The 15,360-nt window shown below is 34.6% G+C and carries 14 protein-coding genes; 2 read left to right on the top strand and 12 right to left on the bottom strand.

All coding sequences use genetic code 11. From position 1 onward, the window contains the following. From ftsA to B3J44_RS13420, 12 genes are all read right to left on the bottom strand, one after another. On the bottom strand, positions 1–1,049 hold a 1,049-nt coding region (gene ftsA, locus B3J44_RS13475), incomplete at its 3' end, for a cell division protein FtsA (protein ID WP_286968897.1). A gap of 6 nt (positions 1,050–1,055) precedes the next feature. Next, positions 1,056–1,778: a cell division protein FtsQ/DivIB gene (locus tag B3J44_RS13470; protein ID WP_286968895.1), complete on the bottom strand. Its 723-nt coding sequence runs from the start codon at positions 1,776–1,778 to the stop codon at positions 1,056–1,058. Further along, positions 1,765–3,114 (bottom strand): UDP-N-acetylmuramate--L-alanine ligase, encoded by a 1,350-nt coding sequence (gene murC, locus B3J44_RS13465; protein ID WP_286968893.1) that lies wholly within the window; start codon positions 3,112–3,114, stop codon positions 1,765–1,767. Before murC ends, B3J44_RS13470 begins: the two co-directional genes overlap by 14 nt. Positions 3,115–3,188: 74 nt before the next feature. Continuing rightward, entirely contained in the window at positions 3,189–4,277 is a 1,089-nt protein-coding gene (gene murG, locus B3J44_RS13460; RefSeq protein ID WP_286968891.1) for an undecaprenyldiphospho-muramoylpentapeptide beta-N-acetylglucosaminyltransferase, read from the bottom strand. A 44-nt stretch (positions 4,278–4,321) separates the two neighbouring features. After that, a complete protein-coding gene (locus B3J44_RS13455) occupies positions 4,322–5,632 on the bottom strand; it encodes an FtsW/RodA/SpoVE family cell cycle protein (protein ID WP_286968890.1) in 1,311 nt (436 codons plus the stop codon). A 75-nt stretch (positions 5,633–5,707) separates the two neighbouring features. Then, positions 5,708–7,039, bottom strand: coding sequence for a UDP-N-acetylmuramoyl-L-alanine--D-glutamate ligase (murD, locus tag B3J44_RS13450; RefSeq protein WP_286968888.1), 1,332 nt, complete (start codon positions 7,037–7,039; stop codon positions 5,708–5,710). After that, a complete protein-coding gene (gene mraY / locus B3J44_RS13445) occupies positions 7,040–8,272 on the bottom strand; it encodes a phospho-N-acetylmuramoyl-pentapeptide-transferase (RefSeq protein WP_286968887.1) in 1,233 nt (410 codons plus the stop codon). Between the two features lie 73 nt (positions 8,273–8,345). Continuing rightward, positions 8,346–9,809 carry a UDP-N-acetylmuramoyl-L-alanyl-D-glutamate--2,6-diaminopimelate ligase gene (locus tag B3J44_RS13440; RefSeq protein ID WP_286968885.1) on the bottom strand — a complete coding sequence of 488 codons (1,464 nt, stop codon included), beginning with the start codon at positions 9,807–9,809 and terminating at the stop codon, positions 8,346–8,348. Beyond that, positions 9,806–11,812 carry a penicillin-binding protein gene (locus tag B3J44_RS13435; RefSeq protein ID WP_286968883.1) on the bottom strand — a complete coding sequence of 669 codons (2,007 nt, stop codon included), beginning with the start codon at positions 11,810–11,812 and terminating at the stop codon, positions 9,806–9,808. The genes B3J44_RS13440 and B3J44_RS13435 overlap by 4 nt, the downstream gene beginning before the upstream one ends. Continuing rightward, entirely contained in the window at positions 11,803–12,150 is a 348-nt protein-coding gene (locus B3J44_RS13430; protein ID WP_198854350.1) for an FtsL-like putative cell division protein, read from the bottom strand. Before B3J44_RS13430 ends, B3J44_RS13435 begins: the two co-directional genes overlap by 10 nt. Positions 12,151–12,171: 21 nt before the next feature. Further along, positions 12,172–13,080, bottom strand: coding sequence for a 16S rRNA (cytosine(1402)-N(4))-methyltransferase RsmH (gene rsmH / locus B3J44_RS13425; protein ID WP_286968880.1), 909 nt, complete (start codon positions 13,078–13,080; stop codon positions 12,172–12,174). Continuing rightward, a complete protein-coding gene (locus B3J44_RS13420) occupies positions 13,055–13,528 on the bottom strand; it encodes a division/cell wall cluster transcriptional repressor MraZ (RefSeq protein ID WP_179001379.1) in 474 nt (157 codons plus the stop codon). The genes rsmH and B3J44_RS13420 overlap by 26 nt, the downstream gene beginning before the upstream one ends. Before the next feature lie 377 nt (positions 13,529–13,905). Between B3J44_RS13420 and B3J44_RS13415 the strand changes: the two genes are divergently transcribed. Both B3J44_RS13415 and yihA read left to right on the top strand, forming a co-directional pair. Next, positions 13,906–14,670, top strand: coding sequence for an alpha/beta fold hydrolase (locus tag B3J44_RS13415; protein WP_198854352.1), 765 nt, complete (start codon positions 13,906–13,908; stop codon positions 14,668–14,670). 45 nt (positions 14,671–14,715) lie between these two features. Continuing rightward, the gene (yihA, locus tag B3J44_RS13410; RefSeq protein ID WP_198854353.1) at positions 14,716–15,336 is read left to right on the top strand and encodes a ribosome biogenesis GTP-binding protein YihA/YsxC; all 621 of its coding nucleotides are present in this window, start codon (positions 14,716–14,718) and stop codon (positions 15,334–15,336) included. Positions 15,337–15,360: the final 24 nt, after the last annotated feature.

Genomic DNA, 15,360 nt, shown 5'->3' with positions numbered 1-15,360 from the left:
TCCATTCCTGTAATATATTCTACCAACTGTTTGATGTGCTTTAATTGAGCACCACCACCTGTTAAAACAATTCCAGCAATTAGTTTTTTACGCGGATCTTCGTGCCCGTAAGCTTTAATTTCTGCAAAAACTTGTTCTACAATTTCCACAACTCTTGCATGGATAATTTTAGATAAGTTTTTAAGCGAAATTTCCTTTGGTTCTCTTCCTCTTAAACCTGGAATCGAAACGATCTCGTTATCTTTATTTTCACCTGGCCAAGCAGAGCCAAATTTGATTTTTAAAAGCTCAGCTTGTTTTTCGATAATCGAACAGCCTTCTTTGATATCATCTGTAATTACATTTCCTCCGAAAGGAATTACAGCTGTATGGCGAATAATACCGTCTTTGAAAATAGCCAAATCTGTTGTTCCACCACCAATATCGATAAGTGCAACACCAGCTTCTTTTTCTTCCTGACTTAAAACTGCATCAGCAGAAGCTAATGGCTCTAATGTCAAACCAGACAATTCAATTCCTGAACTCTGAATACATCTTCCAACGTTTCTGATTGAAGACGCTTGTCCCACTACAACATGAAAACTAGATTCTAATCTTCCGCCGTACATTCCGATTGGCTCTTTAATTTCAGATTGTCCGTCAATTTTAAATTCTTGCGGTAAAACGTGAATAATTTCTTCTCCTGGTAACATCGCCAGTTTGTTTACCTGATCGATTAGAAGCTGAATATCATTTTCACCAATTACTTCTTCTGGATTATTTCTACTGATGTAATCAGTATGCTGAATACTTCTGATGTGCTGTCCGGCAATCCCCACAACCACATCTTTAATTTTGTAACCCGAATTATTTTCCGCTTCGAGTATCGCTTGCTGTATCGATTGTATCGTCTGCGTAATGTTGTTTACTACTCCTCTGGCAACACCCAAACTTTTGGATTTGCCAATGCCCAAAATCTCCAACTTACCATATTCATTTTTTTTGCCAATCATGGCAACGATTTTGGTTGTTCCAATATCTAGACCTACTGCAATGTTATCTTTTTCCATTTTCTATTATTTAGTGCAAACTACTTGTTCCGTAAACCTAAGGTCAATTTTTTTGTATTTGTATAACGAACTATCTAAAACTGCTTTTTGAAAGAAGGCTTTATAGTTTCTAAATTTCTTATCAACATTCATCGTTCTTCCAAAATCTATGAAGTAATCATAGTTACGATTAAACATTTTTAAGCTTCCATTCGGCATAATCTCTATAGCAATGATGTTTTTTCTCAAAAACGCATCGTCATAAATTGTGCGAAATAAAGCTGCTAAATCTTCGTTATTTTTTGCATTAATTGCCCCTGAAACAAGAGGAACTCTCGCAGTGAAATTGTCTGATAAGGGCATTTTATTACCCTCATAGTCAATATAAAAAGAAGTGGCGCCATCATAAACTCTTGCTATGGGCGTCTTCTGTTTTACTACTGCTTTTAGAACTCCATCAATACTTACAAAAACATTTGACTTCTCAATCATGTCTTGCGTATCGAGGGTTTTTTCTATCTTATTCAAATCTACTTCATCTTTTCTAATACTGGAAGCGTCTCTTTTATTTTCTATCAACAATTTATTAACCGTTTCTGGCTTTACAAAAAGCGTATTTTCTCCTACAAAAACAACCATCGATTTTTTCAATTTTCGATCGCCATTTCGATGTTTCGCGAAAGAATATAGAAACAAAACCAGTCCGAAAATAAGTACTAATCTAATATTTGTCCAATTAAATATTTTCATTTAAAACCTTTTTAATTGACGGAACCATTTCTCCCAAATCACCAGCTCCAATTGTTACAATAATAGGTGCATCACTGGCTTTGATTTCACCTAATAAATCTTCTTTTGCAACAATTTTTTTGTTCGAATTTGTCATTTTACCCAAAAGCCACTCAGAAGTCACTCCTTCCATAGGAAGCTCTCTTGCAGGGTAAATATCCATCAAAAACACTTCATCAAACTGCGATAAGCTTGCCGCAAATCCATCAACAAAATCTCTTGTTCTACTAAACAAATGCGGCTGAAAAATTGCCAAAACTTTACGTCCCGGATACAATTCTCTAACTGCTTGATGAACAGCGTTTATTTCTGTCGGATGATGTGCATAATCATCAATATATACTAAATTTTCGCTCTTAATCTGATACGAAAAACGTCTTCTAATTCCGTTGAATGAAGCAATGGCTTTTGCAATAGAATCGGTCGGGGTGCCGAAAGTTTTAGCCATCGCAATAGCCATCAATCCATTCATTAAATTGTGTTTTCCTGGCAATCCGAAACGCAAATCCTTCATGATTTCTGACGGCGTTTGCACATCAAAAACATAAGCCCCGTCTTCGATTCGAACGTTATAAGCCTTATATACAGCATCTTCATTTATAGCACATTGAACACCGTCTAAAGGCAATTCTTTGGTTATAAAAAGATTATTTTTATCTTCTACTTTTGAAGCAAATTCTCTAAATGAGGCCTGAATTGCATCGCTAGTTCCATAGATATCCAAATGATCTGCATCCATAGAAGTCACACAAGCAATATCTGGACGCAAATGCAAAAACGATCGGTCAAATTCGTCTGCTTCTACAACCGTTACCGTTTTTCCGCTTCCGATTAAATTAGAATTATAATTCTCTACAATTCCACCAATAAAAGCCGTTACATCAGCACCGCTTTGAAACAAAATATGTCCCAAAATACTAGACGTTGTAGTTTTTCCGTGTGTTCCAGCAACTGCAAAACAGAAAGTATCTCTACTTATTATTCCAAGAACTTCAGCACGCTTTTTAACTTCAAAATGTCTTTCAACAAAATAATTCCATTCAGAATGTGTTTTTGGAACCGCTGGAGTATAAATAACCAGCGTATTTTCAACATAATAATCTGTTAGAATCAAATTTATATTATCTTCAAAATGAATATCTATGCCGCTTTCAATCAATTCATTAGTTAGCATAGAAGGTGTTTTGTCGTAACCTGAAACCTGTTTTCCAATAAACTTGAAATAACGAGCCAGAGCACTCATTCCGATTCCTCCGATACCAATAAAATAAACGTTTTGTATTTGATTTAAATTCATAATTGAGTCTTAATGTCTTCAAGTCTAAAGTTTTTAAAGTCTCTTAACTATATGTCTTCAGCTTTTTAATTTTTCTATTTAATTAACTTCACAATTTCTGCTACAATATCTTGTGTAGCTCTTGGTCTTGCCAGTTTCTTAATATTATCACTTAATTGTTTCTGTTTTCCCAAATCTTTCAGCAGCGCTTCAAAAACAATGCTAAACTGACTGTCAAGCTCAGATTCTTTCAACAAAATCGCACCTTTTTCATCCACAATTGCCTGTGCATTTTTAGTTTGGTGATCCTCAGCTACATTCGGCGATGGAATAAAAATGACTGGTTTTCCCACAATACACAATTCTGACACCGACGAAGCTCCAGCACGTGAAATTATGACATCTGATGCCGCGTAGACAAAATCCATTCTTTCAATAAAATCAACCACTTTTACATTTGGCTGATTGTACTTTTTATATTCTTCAAAATACAATTTCCCGCATTGCCAGATTACCTGTACATCTTGCGAAAGAAAATTTTGCAATTCTTTTTCGATTAACTGATTGATTCTTCTGGCCCCTAAACTTCCTCCTAAAACCAATAACGTTTTTTTATTCGGATCTAAACCATAAAAAGCAATTGCTTCATCACGTTTGCTTTCAATGTCAATTAAGTCCTGACGAACTGGGTTACCGGTTAAAACAATTTTCTCTTTTGGAAAAAAGCGTTCCAAGTTTTGATAGGCCACACAAATTGCATTTGCTTTTTTGCTTAACAATTTATTCGTTATGCCAGGAAAAGAGTTTTGCTCTTGAACCACTGTCGGAATTCCTGCCGAACCTGCCGCCTGTAATAAAGGCCCGCTGGCAAAACCACCCGTTCCAATTACAACATTAGGTTTAAACTTTTTTATTATTCTTTTTGATTCCAATAAACTGCTTGCGAGCTTAAGCGGAAACATCAAGTTTTGTAATGTCAATTTTCGCTGTAAACCAGCAATCCAAAGACCTTTTATTTCGTAACCTGCCTGAGGCACTTTCTGCATTTCCATTTTATCTTTGGCACCTACAAAAAGAAATTCTGCATCAGGAAATTGTAATTTTAATTCATTTGCAATTGCAATCGCAGGATAGATATGTCCTCCTGTTCCTCCTCCGCTAAGTATGAATTTATACTTTGTCATCTTTCTAAAAATTACAACTTTTTAAAATTTATTCTTTTTTAATTTTATTTATTCAAAACCGCATTCATTGGGTTTCTTGAATTGTCTTCTATAGAATAGGCAGGCTCTTGCTCATAAATCTCTTGAGAAATCACATCATCTTCTGCCAACTCTTTATCAATTAATCGCTGTAAAGCTTCTTTTCTTTTTTCTTTTTCTAATTTCTCTTCAGCGATTTCATCTTCTTTTTTCGTTACACTAATGATAATTCCAAGTCCAAGACAAGTCATCCAAATCGAGCTACCTCCACTACTTATTAATGGAAGCGTCTGTCCTGTAACCGGCAATAATTCTACCGCAACTGCCATATTAATCATGGCCTGAAATATCATCGGAAAACCGACACCTACAACAACTAATTTCCCAAACAAAGTAGGCGCTTTATGAGATGCAATCACAAATCTGAACAAAAGCAACAAATACAAAACCACTATCGAAACTCCTCCTACCAAACCATATTCTTCTACAATAATGGCATAAATAAAGTCGGAAGAAGATTGTGGCAAAAAGTTTTTCTGAACACTTTTTCCAGGACCTAATCCTCCTAATCTTCCTGAGGCAATTGCAATTTTTGCTTTTTCAATCTGATAATCGTCTTCATCTGGCTTATCAGTTGTAAAGTTCGTAATACGGCTTTCCCAAGTTGAAACCCTGCTAAAGAATCTTGAATCTGGAAAAGCTTTTGCCACCAAAAGGAAAAATGCCAACATTGCAATTCCCGAACCAATGATAAAAGCAATATATTTTAACGGATACTTTCCAATAAATGTGAGCATTAAAACCATTGAAAAGATTAAGGCTGTTGTTGAAAAGTTCGCTGGTAAAATCAATATTAACGTAATAAACACCGGAACCCAAAGCTGAATTAACGAGGTTTGAAAAGGTTCATTTTCTTCTTTTGTTTTCGATAAATATCTTGCAACATAAATAAACAAAACAATAGATGCCAATGTTGATGTCTGGAACGTTATTCCAATAAAAGGCACCTGAATCCAACGGCTTGCATTTGCTCCTGCAATCACAGTTCCTTTTAAAAGCGTATAAATCAATAAAATCCAAACCACCGGAAGCGCAATTTTTGAAATTGCTCTAAAATAATGATATGGCACTCGATGCACCCAGTAAATGATTAAAAAACCAATACAAATATGTGCCAAGTGTTTTACCAAATAACCTAGTGTATTCCCCGTCCCATGCCCTATATAAGCTAAATTACTACTCGCACTAAAAACAGGCATAAACGAAAACAAAGCCAATAAAGCCACGAATGACCATATTACCCTATCTCCTTTTAGTTTGTTTACTAGCTCTTTCATAATTCTTTCGTTTCAGGTTATTCTTGTTTCAAATTTCACGTTTCTTCTAACTTGAAACTTGAAACTCTTTATTTTCTACAAGTTATGGACAGCTTGCTTGAATTGTTTTCCACGGTCTTCATAGTTTTCGAATAAATCGAAACTTGCGCACGCTGGAGACAATAAAACTACATCGCCTTTTTCTGTTAATCTTTGAGCCGTTTTTACAGCATCATTCATATTATTTACTTCAACCATAATATCAACAACATTTCCAAATGCATCTATAATTTTACGGTTATCAATTCCAAGACAGATAATAGCTTTTACTTTTTCACGTACTAACGACATTAATTCGTTGTAATCGTTTCCTTTATCAACACCTCCAACAATCCATACCGTTGGTGCATTCATACTATCTAAAGCAAAGAAAGTAGCATTTACATTTGTTGCTTTTGAATCGTTGATATATTGAACGTTTTGTATTTTTAATACTTTTTCTAAACGGTGCTCAACACCTTGGAAATTAGATAGACTTTCACGAATCGTTGCATTTCTAATTTGCATCAATTTAGCTACAGAGCTTGCTGCCATGGCGTTTTTCATATTATGTTTTCCTTCTAACGCAATGTGTTCTGTATCCATTGTAAACTCTTCTTGGTTGATCTTTATTTCCATTTTGTTGTTTTTTATAGAAGCCCCTTCATCAAATTTTTTCGTCAATGAAAAAGGAATTAGTTTTGCTTTTGTTTTGTTCTTTTTTAACCATTCTGCAGTTGCCTCATCATCAGCATCGTAAATGAGATAATCATTTTCAGTCTGGTTCATTGTTATTCGGAACTTCGAATTGATATAATTTTCATATTTATATTCGTATCGATCCAAATGATCTGGACTAATATTGGTTATAATGGCAATATCTGGTCTGTAATTTATTATTCCGTCTAACTGAAAACTGCTTAATTCAAGAACGTATGCATCATATTTGTTTTCTGCCACCTGCCAGGCAAAGCTTTTTCCGATATTTCCTCCCAATCCTACATTCAGTCCTGCATATTTCAGCAAATGATGTGTTAGCATTGTCGTGGTGGTTTTACCATTACTTCCTGTAATCCCAATGGTCATTGCTTCTGTGTAAGGAATCGCAAATTCTATTTCCGAAATCACTTTAATTCCTGCTGCAATAAGTTTTTTTACTATTGGAGATTTGTCTGGAATTCCTGGGCTTTTCATGACCACATCTGCATTCAGGATCAAATCTTCTGTATGCTGCTCTTCCTCCCAAGCAATTTTATTAATGATAAGAACTTCTTTATAACTCTCTTTTATTTTTCCAAAATCCGACACAAAAACATCGTAACCTTGTTTCTTTCCGAGGATCGCGGTTCCTACTCCGCTTTCTCCTCCACCTAAAACTACTAATCTCATTTATCTTAATTTTAGGGTAATGATTGATAAAATGGCCAGCATCACTGCTACAATCCAGAAACGGGTTACGATTTTACTTTCGTGATATCCCTTTTTCTGATAATGATGATGAAGCGGTGACATCAGGAAAATTCTTCGTCCTTCTCCGAAACGCTTCTTTGTATATTTAAAATAACTCACTTGAATAATTACTGAGGCACTTTCTGCTAAGAAAATTCCGCAGAATAAAACAATCAATATTTCTTTACGAACTGCAATGGCTAAAACAGCAATGATTCCTCCTATTGTTAAACTCCCTGTATCTCCCATAAACACCGAAGCGGGAAAAGAATTATACCAAAGAAATCCAATGAGTGCCCCAACAAATGCGGAGATAAAAACTGTCATTTCTCCCGAATTGGGTATATACATTATATTCAGATAATTGGAAAAAATGATATTACCAGAAACGAATGTGAATATCCCGAGTGCGAGGACAGATATGGAAGAGGTTCCTGCGGCGAGTCCATCAATTCCGTCTGTTAAATTTGCTCCATTTGAAACTGCTGTAATAATGAAAATAACTACCGGAATAAACACTAACCAAGCCCATTTTTCATATCCATCTCCCATAAAAGATAGGACTTCAGCATAGTCAAATTCATTGTTTTTTACGAAAGGAATTGTAGTTGCTGTAGATTTCTCTTCAATACCTGCAGGCACTATAACTGTCGAATTTGCAGCTGTTTTAAAAATATCTGCTCGACCTGTATCTGTTCTTACTGTAACTGCTGGATTAAAATAAAGAACTGCTCCAACAATGATTCCTAGACCAACTTGACCAATAACTTTAAAAATACCTTTTAATCCTTGTTTATCTTTTTTGAATATCTTGATATAATCGTCAACAAAACCAATTGTTCCCATCCATAGAGTAGTTACAATCAGCAAAACGATGTAAATGTTGTGCAATCTTGCAAATAACAACACAGGAATAAGAGTAGCAAAAATGATAATTAAACCACCCATTGTTGGCGTACCTGCTTTTTCATTCTGACCGGCAAGACCAAGCTCACGTACAGTTTCTCCAACTTGTTGACGGCGTAAAAAGTTAATTACTCTTTTACCATAAATAGTCGATAAAAGCAACGAAAGCATAAATGCCAAAGCTGATCTAAATGTGATGTACTGGAAAACTCCTGTTCCAGGAATATCCAATGTCTTATCAAAATATTCAAATAAATAGTACAGCATATTTTTCTATTTTTTTAAATTCCAATTTGAAACTCCAAATCCAATGGTGGTATTTGAACTTAAAATTTTATTATTATTTGTTTAGTTGCTCTAAAATCTCTTTTACTGTTTCCATATCATCAAAATGATGGCGAACACCATTTATTTCTTGATAAGTTTCATGTCCTTTGCCTGCAATTAGGATAATATCATTTGGCTGAGCCAATTGACAAGCTGTTTTAATTGCCTGTTTTCTATCTGTAATTCGCAGCATTTTTTTATAATTGTGGGGCTCAACTCCTTGTTCCATCTCATCCAAAATAACCTCTGGATCTTCATTTCTAGGATTATCTGAGGTCAAAACTGCTTTATCACTCATATCCGAAGCAATCTTTGCCATGATAGGACGTTTTGTTTTATCGCGATTACCTCCACATCCAACAACAGTAATTAGCTGTTCATTTTTTGTTCGAATGTCATTAATGGTTTTCAAAACATTTTCAAGCGCATCTGGCGTATGAGCATAATCTACAACAGCAGTAATCTTTTCATTTGAAACAATGTATTGGAAACGTCCCGAAACACTTTCTAAATCAGACAGCAATCTCAATGCTTCTAAACTATCAATTCCTAGTTCTACAGCTGTTCCATAAATCGCTAAAACATTGTATGCATTGAAAGTACCGATCAGTTTTACCCAAACTTCATTATCATTTACTTTCAACAACAATCCAGATAATTGGCTTTCTAAAATCTGCGCTCTATAATCTGCATAAGATTTTAAAGCATAAGTCCTTTTTATAGCGACGGTATTCTGTAGCATTACAGAACCGTTTTTATCATCAATATTTGATAAAACAAAAGCTGATTTTGGAAGTGAATCAAAAAAAGACTTTTTAACGTCTCTATATTCTGCAAATGTTGGATGATAATCTAAGTGATCATGAGAAAGATTTGTAAAAATTCCTCCCACAAAATGCAAAGCTTCAGTACGTTTTTGATGAATACCATGAGAACTTACTTCCATAAAGCAATGCGTCACTCCCGCTTCGGCCATTTCATTTAAATAATGATTGATAGTCAAAGAATCTGGTGTTGTGTGCGTTGCTGGGTATTCTATTTTATCTACTACGATTTTTACAGTTGATAATAATCCAACTTTAAAACCTGCTTTTTGAAACAATTGAAATAACAATGATGCAATTGTCGTTTTACCATTTGTTCCTGTTACACCAACCAATTTTAGTTTTGAAGATGGATCTTCAAAATAATTAGCCGCCATAAAAGCCAGCGCTGTATTGGTATCTTTTACTTGAATATAAGTTACATCATTTGCAATAGTTGCTGGAAATGTATCGCAAATAATCGCTTTTGCCCCTAGCTGAATTGCTTTTTCGATATAATCATGTCCATCTGAAAGTGAACCACGAATTGCTACAAAAACATCATTTGCTTCTACTTTACGTGAATCAAATTCAATTTTCTGAATAGCCGCATCTGTCGAACCTTTTACAGATTCAATAGCTACTTTATATAATATGTCTTTTAATACTTTCACGATAATTCTAATACAATTGTTGCGTTCTTGCTAATACTGGTTCCCGCTTGAATCGATTGATTCTTCACTTTTCCCATTCCATTTACTTTTACTTTCAAACCTAAATTCTCCAGTAAAGCAATTGCGTCCATTCCAGGCATTCCTTTTAAATCTGGAATCTGATTCATTTTTTTATTTGACTCAGCAGTATATTTTTCATAACTAGCATCCTGCTTTGGGATTCTAGAATCTAATTTTTTAATCTTATTTGTTGAAGGCGCGTCTGTAAAAATCTTTTGCGCTATCCTCTTAAAAACTGGTCCTGCAACATCTGCTCCGTAATAATTATTCTTAGCTGTATTTGGCTTATGAACCACTACAATGCAAGAATATTTTGGATGATCTGCTGGAAAATACCCTGCAAAAGAAGAGGCGTAGTACATTCCTTCTCTTCCTGCTTTACCATAATTAACCATCGCGGTTCCAGTTTTTCCTGCCATCGAGAAATCTTTCGAATACAGTTTAGAAGCCGTTCCTTTTTTCACCACATTTTCTAAAACTGCTTTTACTTTTTTAAGCGTTTCAGGCGAGCAAACCTTTGGATTGATTACTTCTGTATCAAACTTTTTAACCGTTTTGTTCCATTCTTTAATTTCAGAAACAAATTGCGGTCTTACCATTACCCCGTTATTCGCAATCGAATTATAAAGAGCCAATGTTTGCATTGGTGTAACCGAAACCGAGTATCCAAAAGCCATCCACGGAAGTGAAATTCCTGACCAGCTTTTATCTCCAGGATGCGGAACAATTGGTCTACCTTCTCCTTTAAAATGCAATCCTAATGGCTTATCTAAACCAAAACTTTTAATATGATTTACAAACTTTGAAGGGTTGCTTTTATAATTATCATAAACGGCTTGAACCATTACAGTATTTGACGAAAGTTCGAATCCGCGTGCTAAAGAAACTTTTCCGTAACCACCATGATGCGAATCGCGTACAGACCTTCCATAATACTTAACAACACCATTATGACTATCATAAACTGTGCTTGTATCAGCTACTTTATCTTCTAAAATCGCTATTAAATCAACTAATTTAAAAGTCGATCCTGGTTCGTGAGATTCTGCAATTGCGTAATTTGTTGTCTCGTAATACGATCCGTCTTCTGCTCTTCCTAAATTCGAAATTGCTTTAACATATCCCGTCTCTGTTTCCATTACCACAACGCAACCGTGATCTGCCTCGTAATCTTGCAATTGTTTCAGCAAAGCGTGATGTGCAATATCCTGAATAAAAACATCTATAGTCGAAATCACATCGTAGCCATCAATTGGATCTACTTCATTTACGTCACGAATTGGTTTCCATTGTCCTTTTGCAATTTTTTGCTTTAAAATCTTACCGTCTTTCCCGTTCAAATAATTTTTAAAAGCCCATTCAATTCCTTTTCCTACTTCTACTCCCGTTGCTGGATCAATTCGGTCGTAACCAATTGTTCTCTCTGCAATTTTACCGATTGGATGCTTTCTAACCGTTTCTTGCTCAACAATAATTCCTCCTTTAAAAGCTCCTAAATTGAATAATGGAAAACCTTTAATTTTCACATATTCCGTATAACTTAAATTGCGTGCAATCAAATAATAACGATTTTTATTTTCGCGCGCTTTTCGCAATTCTTTCTGAAAATAACCACTTGGTTTATCTAAAACAGTTGCTAGAGAATCTGACAATTGTTTTACATATTTCTCAAAAGTTTCTGTTTTTGGCGCTTTTGCATCAAAACGAATTTCATAATTCGGAATCGATGTTGCCAATAAACTTCCGTCGGCAGAATAAATATTTCCTTTATTGGCAGGGATTACAAAGTTTCTTACCGTACGCTGTTTTGCCAGTTTTCTGTAATAATCTCCGTCAACCCATTGAATATTGGTTAATTTAACAACAATAGCAATTGCCATCACAAAGATGAAAACTGCTACGAGGTAAATTCTGTAGGATATATGTTTATCGTCTACTGCCATATTCTTTTAAAGAAACTTTTTTCTTCTTCTTTTTTAACTTCTATTTTCACTGGAGGAACTGTTGATGGATAGATTTGTTTTTCTAACATTTTATCCGAAATAGTCGACTCCATTTTTAACTTCATCAATTCTGAACGTCGATCGACGAATTCAGATCTCAGCTCTTTTACTTCATTATTTAATTTTGCGATTTCAAAAACTTTCTGTTCATATCGTTGTGTATTGGCAATCATCAAAATGGCTAGCAGAATTATAAAAACGATAAAACGCCAATTTTTTACTGCATCTTCATGAATCAGGAATCTTGCTTTTAATATGCTAAATACACCACTTTTCATTATTTCCTACCTTAATATATATTATAGCTTTTCTGCAACTCTTAATTTGGCACTTCTTGCTCTATTATTAATCTTGATTTCTTCATTATCCGGAACAATCAATTTTCCTATTGTTTTGAATGGAACTGAAAAGTTTCCGTAAAAATCTCTCTCTGGTTCTCCTTCAAACATTCCGTTCTTTATAAATCTCTTTACCAAACGATCTTCTAAAGAATGATATGAGATTACTGAGAATCTTCCTCCTGGTTTTAAAATCTCCAATGACTGCTCAATAAATTCTTTTAGAACATCCATTTCCTGATTTACCTCTATTCGGATTGCCTGATAAATCTGAGCCAAAACTTTGTTTCGAACTTTCTCTGGCAAAAACTTTTTCAGAACATCTTTTAATTCTTCAGTCGTTTTGATTGGATAATCTTTTCTCGCTTCTACGATTGTTCTTGCCAAAACTGGCGCGTTCTTCAACTCCCCATAATCAAAAAAAACACGACGCAAATCCTGTTCTTCATATTCGTTAACCACCCGATAAGCATTTAAATCATTTTTTTGACTCATCCGCATATCTAGTTCGGCATCAAATCTTGTAGAAAAACCTCTTTCGGGAACATCGAATTGATGCGATGAAACTCCCAAATCTGCCAAAATTCCATCTACTGCTTTTACTCCGTGAAAGCGCAAAAACCTTTTTATGAACCTAAAATTCTCATTTATCAAAGTAAACCTTTCGTCTGGCAATGCATTGGCAAGCGCATCTTCGTCTTGATCAAATGCAAACAGCCTTCCGTTTGGCCCTAATCTTTTTAAAATCTCTTTTGAATGACCACCGCCTCCAAACGTAACATCTACATACACACCATCAGGTTTAATATTTAAACCATCTACTGTTGGATGAAGCAAAACCGGATTATGATATTCCATTGTCGTCGTCATTAATATTTCCCATTACTTCTTCGGCTAGATCTGCAAAATCCATATCTTCGCCGCTAATTGATTTCTCGTATAAATCTTTATCCCAAATCTCAACAATATTAACCGCAGATGAAAAAACCACATCTTTAGAAATACTTGCAAACGTTACCAAATCTTTTGGTACAAGCAATCTTCCTAGTGCATCAACCTCAACTACTTTAACACCAGCAGTAAACCTTCTAATGAAATCGTTGTTCTTTTTTACAAAGCGATTAAGCTTGTTGATTTTTTTCATCATCGCATCCCATTCTACCATAGGATACAACTCTAAACACGGCTGAAAAACAGAACGCTTCAAGACAAATCCGTCTTGAAGAGAAGCCGTCAACTGCTTTTTTAAAGGTGCAGGCATCATTAGCCTTCCTTTAGCATCGACTTTACATTCATATGTTCCAACAATTGTGTTCAAAAAAACTAGTTAACATGTTATACAGCAAAAATATAAAAAATATTACCACATTTTACCACTTTATACCACTTTGTTAATAAGTTTAACCACTTCTCTACCACTTTCCATAATCAGCAATCAATCAATACCTTAACTATTAATTAACAGATTCTTAAATCCATTATTCATTCAAAAAAATAATGCGCTAATTTTCTTAAAAAATTGATTATAATGCATATTTCTTAACATTTGAATATTTCAACAAATACGCCTTTAATTACTGATTTTTAACCATTTACAAATTCTACTCAAATTATCTAGTTAAAAAATGGCATCAAAAATTCATTTTTGTGTAATTAACCCTATATTTGTCGAAATTGAAATTGGCATTAGATTAGATGGACAAACACTATAAAAAAGAAGGCAAATACAGCTATTTTGAAGCTGGAGAAGGAACTCCGATCGTTATTCTGCATGGTTTAATGGGAGGTCTAAGTAACTTTGATGGTGTAGCACAATATTTCCCAACGAAAGGATATAAAGTTGTTATCCCAGATTTGCCAATATACACGCAAAGTATTTTAAAAACGAACGTAAAAAGTTTCGCGAAATACGTAAAAGATTTTATCACTTTTAAAGGGTTTGACAAAGTTATTCTTTTAGGAAATTCTCTTGGAGGACATATTGCTTTGTACCACACAAAACTTTATCCTGAAAAAGTTGCTGGACTTGTAATTACCGGAAGTTCTGGGCTTTACGAAAGCGCAATGGGAGATAGTTACCCAAGAAGAGGCGATTACGAATACATCAAAACAAAAGCCGAAGCTGTATTTTATGACCCAAAAATTGCAACTCCAGATTTGATTGATGAAGTGTACGCAACAGCTAACGACCGCATCAAATTAATCAAAACTTTAACCATTGCAAAGAGTGCAATTCGTCATAACATGGCGAAAGATTTGCCTAAAATGGATGTTGAAACTTGCATTATTTGGGGTAGAAATGACTCTGTAACTCCTCCAAATGTAGCAGAAGAATTTGATAAATTATTGCCCAATTCAACTTTATACTGGATTGACAAATGCGGACACGCCGCAATGATGGAACACCCTCAGGAATTTAATGAAATTCTTGAAAAATGGCTTACTGAAAAGAATTTATAGCCATTAAAATTTATTTTTTTAGGAGGTTTTAAAACGAGAAGGAATATGAAAATTAATACCGCCGAATTTATTATCAGCAATTCTGATGCATCAAAATGTCCGAAGGATTTTTTGCCAGAATATGCTTTTATAGGAAGATCAAACGTAGGTAAGTCATCTTTGATCAACATGCTTACCAACAATAAAAATTTAGCCAAAACATCTGGAAGACCAGGAAAAACACAATTAATTAATCATTTTAAAATCAATAATAATTGGTTTTTGGTCGATTTGCCTGGTTATGGCTACGCTAAAGTTTCAAAGAAAACAAAATCAGTTTTTCAGCAATTTATCACTGATTATTTTGAAAACAGAGAACAATTAGTTTGCGCTTTTGTTTTAATTGATATTCGCCATGAAGCGCAAAATATTGACATCGAATTTATGTCTTATATGGGCGAAAGCGAAATCCCGTTCTGTATTATTTTTACTAAAGCAGATAAAATTAGTAGAACAAAAATAGATTCGCATATTGCAGCATATAAAAAGCAGATGTTTGCAAACAACTGGGCAGAAATGCCTCAGTACTTTGTAACCTCATCTACAGAAGCTACTGGAAAAGAAGAACTTTTATCTTACATTGATCAAGTGAATCAGGAAGTTTTTAAAAACAACTCAGAATTTTAAACTCAAATTCTAAAGTTAAAAAAA

The organism is Flavobacterium sp. UBA4854 (assembly GCF_002399805.1).
Classification (GTDB): Bacteria; Bacteroidota; Bacteroidia; order Flavobacteriales; family Flavobacteriaceae; genus Flavobacterium; species Flavobacterium ginsengisoli.
Note: the sequence above shows the minus strand (reverse complement) of the source record. Positions and strands in the feature narration are given on the sequence as shown.

Coding starts and splice junctions, on each gene's coding strand:
- B3J44_RS13430 (WP_198854350.1), bottom strand. CDS start 12,150: ATGAAAAGTGGTGTATTTAGCATATTAAAAGCAAGATTCCTGATTCAT.
- murG (WP_286968891.1), bottom strand. CDS start 4,277: ATGACAAAGTATAAATTCATACTTAGCGGAGGAGGAACAGGAGGACAT.
- B3J44_RS13415 (WP_198854352.1), top strand. CDS start 13,906: ATGGACAAACACTATAAAAAAGAAGGCAAATACAGCTATTTTGAAGCT.
- murC (WP_286968893.1), bottom strand. CDS start 3,114: ATGAATTTAAATCAAATACAAAACGTTTATTTTATTGGTATCGGAGGA.
- yihA (WP_198854353.1), top strand. CDS start 14,716: ATGAAAATTAATACCGCCGAATTTATTATCAGCAATTCTGATGCATCA.
- mraY (WP_286968887.1), bottom strand. CDS start 8,272: ATGCTGTACTATTTATTTGAATATTTTGATAAGACATTGGATATTCCT.
- murD (WP_286968888.1), bottom strand. CDS start 7,039: ATGAGATTAGTAGTTTTAGGTGGAGGAGAAAGCGGAGTAGGAACCGCG.
- B3J44_RS13435 (WP_286968883.1), bottom strand. CDS start 11,812: ATGGCAGTAGACGATAAACATATATCCTACAGAATTTACCTCGTAGCA.
- rsmH (WP_286968880.1), bottom strand. CDS start 13,080: ATGACGACGACAATGGAATATCATAATCCGGTTTTGCTTCATCCAACA.
- B3J44_RS13470 (WP_286968895.1), bottom strand. CDS start 1,778: ATGAAAATATTTAATTGGACAAATATTAGATTAGTACTTATTTTCGGA.
- B3J44_RS13455 (WP_286968890.1), bottom strand. CDS start 5,632: ATGAAAGAGCTAGTAAACAAACTAAAAGGAGATAGGGTAATATGGTCA.